The sequence below is a fragment of the Barnesiella sp. CU968 genome (assembly GCF_905219685.1).
Classification (GTDB): Bacteria; Bacteroidota; Bacteroidia; order Bacteroidales; family Muribaculaceae; genus Lepagella; species Lepagella muris_A.
The window spans coordinates 1-3,034 of sequence record NZ_CAJMXD010000354.1; the positions used below are offsets into that span (position 1 = coordinate 1).

Sequence of the window (3,034 nt, forward strand, 5' to 3'; positions counted from 1 at the left end):
GACGTGTTCCGAAGCCAAGGCTGACGCCGGCGAGCTGGAGCACTTTGTTGGGGTCGTATGCGTCCTGGATGGCATACTGGGAGTAGTTGGTGTTGTATGTATACTGGTTATAAATCGCATTTTGAAAAGCGTTTGCCCAGTTGTCGTTGTAGAAGCTTGAGTTGATACCGGTTGAGCGGCTGTAGTCAAGCGAGACAGAGAGTGAGTTGGGTCTGTTTCCGCCGAGCCAGGGATCGAAGAACGATATGTTGTAGCTCTGATAGTATTTGGCGTTGGTCTGGGCGGAAATAGAGAATGTCTGACCGTCGCCACGCGGAATGATGCCTTTGTATGCTCCGGGGTTGAAGAGATTCTTCATCGAGAAGTTGGAGAATGAAAGCGCCACCTGTCCTGTCACGCCGGTCTGTCCCCAGCCGAATGAAAGCTGCACCTTGTCGTTGGCTTTGGATTCAAGGTCGAACACAATGTCTACTGTTCCGTTGGCTTCATCGGGCTGCGGGTTGATGCCCATTGTCTCGGGATCAAAATGTCCGCTCGCCGCTATCTCACGGGCTGAACGCATTAGCTCGGCGCGTGAGAAAAGGTCGCCGGGTCTAACGCGCAGCTCGCGGCGTATGACTTTCTCGTAAAGCTGGTCGTTACCGTTGATGATCACTTTGTTGATGCGTGCCTGAGGACCTTCGATGACGCGCATCTGGAGTGCGATGCTGTCACCGTGAACCTGTTCTTCGATCGGTATGATGGTGGAGAAGAGGTAACCATGGTCTGTATAAAGGCTCGACACTGCGTCCTCATCTTCGCTGAGGCGCTTTTTGAGCATCTTCTGGTTGTATGTCTCTCCGGGGTACATTCCCAAATAGGCGTTAAGGGTCTCTGTGGGGTAGACTGTGTTGCCGACCCATTCTATGTCGCTGATGTAGTATTTCTTTCCTTCGTCAACAGTCAGGAACACGTCTACAGATTTGTCATCGTATTTAGCCACGCTGTCATGCGTGATCTTCGCATCGCGATAACCGAGTTCGTTATATTTGTCAATAATTCTTGTGCGGTCATCGGCAAAATCGCGGTCAACGAACTTTTTCTGGCTGAAAAGCTTCAGCAGGTCGCTGTTCTCGTTTGTCTTTTTCATTGTCCGCTTGAGCTTGCGGTCAGAGAGCACTTCGTTGCCGTCGATATAAATCTTGTGTACCTTAACCTTGCTGTTTTTATTCACATCCACGTTGAGAATCACATGATTCTCTTTTGAAAGGTCAGGCTGTTGGGTTATTTTTATCGCAGCGTTCTTGAAACCTTTTTTCGCATAATAGTCTTCGATGATTTTCTTTGCCTGCGAGATGATATTGGGTGTCAGCTGTTGACCCGACACCATGCCGAGGCGCTGTTCGATGTCTTTCTTTTCACCGCTTTTCACCCCTGTGAATGTCATATTCGACATGCGGGGCTGCTGCTCAAGTGCAATTTCAAGCCACACCTTGTCACCTGCGATCTTGTCGACATTGATCTGCACCTTTGAATACAGACCCTGTCTCCAGAATCTTTTTACGGCTCCGGTGATGTCTTCGCCGGGAATATCGATTCGGTCGCCTACCGACAGACCTGAATAACCAATGATAAGATAGTCATCGGACGAGGGTACGCCGGAAACGCGTATGTCGGCGATTTCATAAGTCTTAGGAATCGGAGAATATACGATGTCGGGATTGAAGACAGTATCGACGGCTGATGCCGGTTTGATGTCAAGGGCGCTGGCACCGGCGGAAATGCCGAGGCACAGAAGAACTACCAGTGTCTTTTTCAGATGTTTCATATATGTTCGAAGGAATCGAAAAATCATCGTAATTTTTTATAGTTTAATTATATTGAGGATTTCACTTGGTCTGATGTCTTTCCGAAGCGTCTTTCCCTTCCCTGATAGTCGATCAGGGCATCGAGGTAGGCGTTGTTGTCGAAATCAGGCCAGAGAATATCTGTGAAATATAGTTCGCTGTAGGCGATCTGCCAGAGCAGAAAGTTGGATATACGCTGCTCGCCACCTGTGCGTATAAGAAGATCCGGGTCAGGTATCGAGGCGGTGGAGAGTGTGTCGCATATTGTCTGCTCACAGATGTCATCAACGGAGGTTTCTCCGTTTTTTACTTGTGTTGCGATACGGCGTGCCGCCTGTGTGAGTTCCCATCGCGATGAGTAGCTGAGGCATAGCNGGAGGTTCAGACCTGTGCAGTTCTCGGTTTCGCGTACGCCCTGAAGAAGACTTTCCCTTACTTCCTTTGGAAGGCGGTCTGTTTCTCCGAGAATATGAATCTTCACGTTGTTAGCTTTCAGTTCAGGTGTCTCCTGTCGGATTGTCCATCCGATGAGGTGCATCAGAGTGTCCACTTCAGCCTGCGGTCTGTTCCAGTTTTCGGTGGAGAAAGCATAGAGAGTCAGATATTTGATGCCAAGGTCTGAAGAGAAACGGGTTATGCGGTTAACACTGTTCACGCCTTCTGCGTGGCCGTCGCTGCGCTCCATTGCACGCTTGCGCGCCCAACGCCCGTTTCCGTCCATGATGATTGCCACGTGTCCGGGAAGACGCGCAGGGTCAAGCATTTTCAGTTTCTTCTCTATTTCCTCCATAATGTCGGTTCCCCGTTGACACGGGATATTCAGTCTTTATAGTTGCACACTGCGCAACGTTTGCTAAACTCGTAACTAATCGTAAGGCTCATGGTAGAATACCAGTCGGTATTCTTCATGAACGAACTCTTTATGCCATAGGGGTCTTTGAGCTGTTCGCCGTCAAGGCGATCCGAGAATGTCTTTTTCATCAGAAACTCAAAGCCTATGTTCCAGCGTTGCGAAAGCTTGTATTTCAAGCCTACGCCGAGCGGGATATTGAATGCGGCTCCGGTTTTGCCATCTATGCTCCATACTGTCATTCCGATGCCTGCAGCAATATAAGGAGATATGCGTTTCAATTTGCGGTAGGTCTCGCCCATGCCGTAATTGAAAAAGTTAAATTCCACCATTTCTCCCAACTCGTAGAAAGTAGTAG

At 49.1% G+C, this 3,034-nt stretch carries 3 protein-coding genes; all 3 read right to left on the reverse strand.

The genetic code is table 11. The features are described from left to right. Nucleotides 1–1,807, reverse strand: a 1,807-nt coding sequence (locus tag JX312_RS11345; protein ID WP_204458071.1) for an outer membrane protein assembly factor, incomplete at its 3' end; no start/stop codon positions are given. Nucleotides 1,808–1,854: 47 nt separating this feature from the next. Continuing rightward, nucleotides 1,855–2,616: an isoprenyl transferase gene (locus JX312_RS11350; RefSeq protein ID WP_204458072.1), complete on the reverse strand. Its 762-nt coding sequence runs from the start codon at nt 2,614–2,616 to the stop codon at nt 1,855–1,857. Between the two features lie 29 nt (nt 2,617–2,645). Further along, the coding region (locus JX312_RS11355) for a DUF6089 family protein (protein WP_239653900.1) at nt 2,646–3,034 on the reverse strand (389 nt) is incomplete at its 5' end.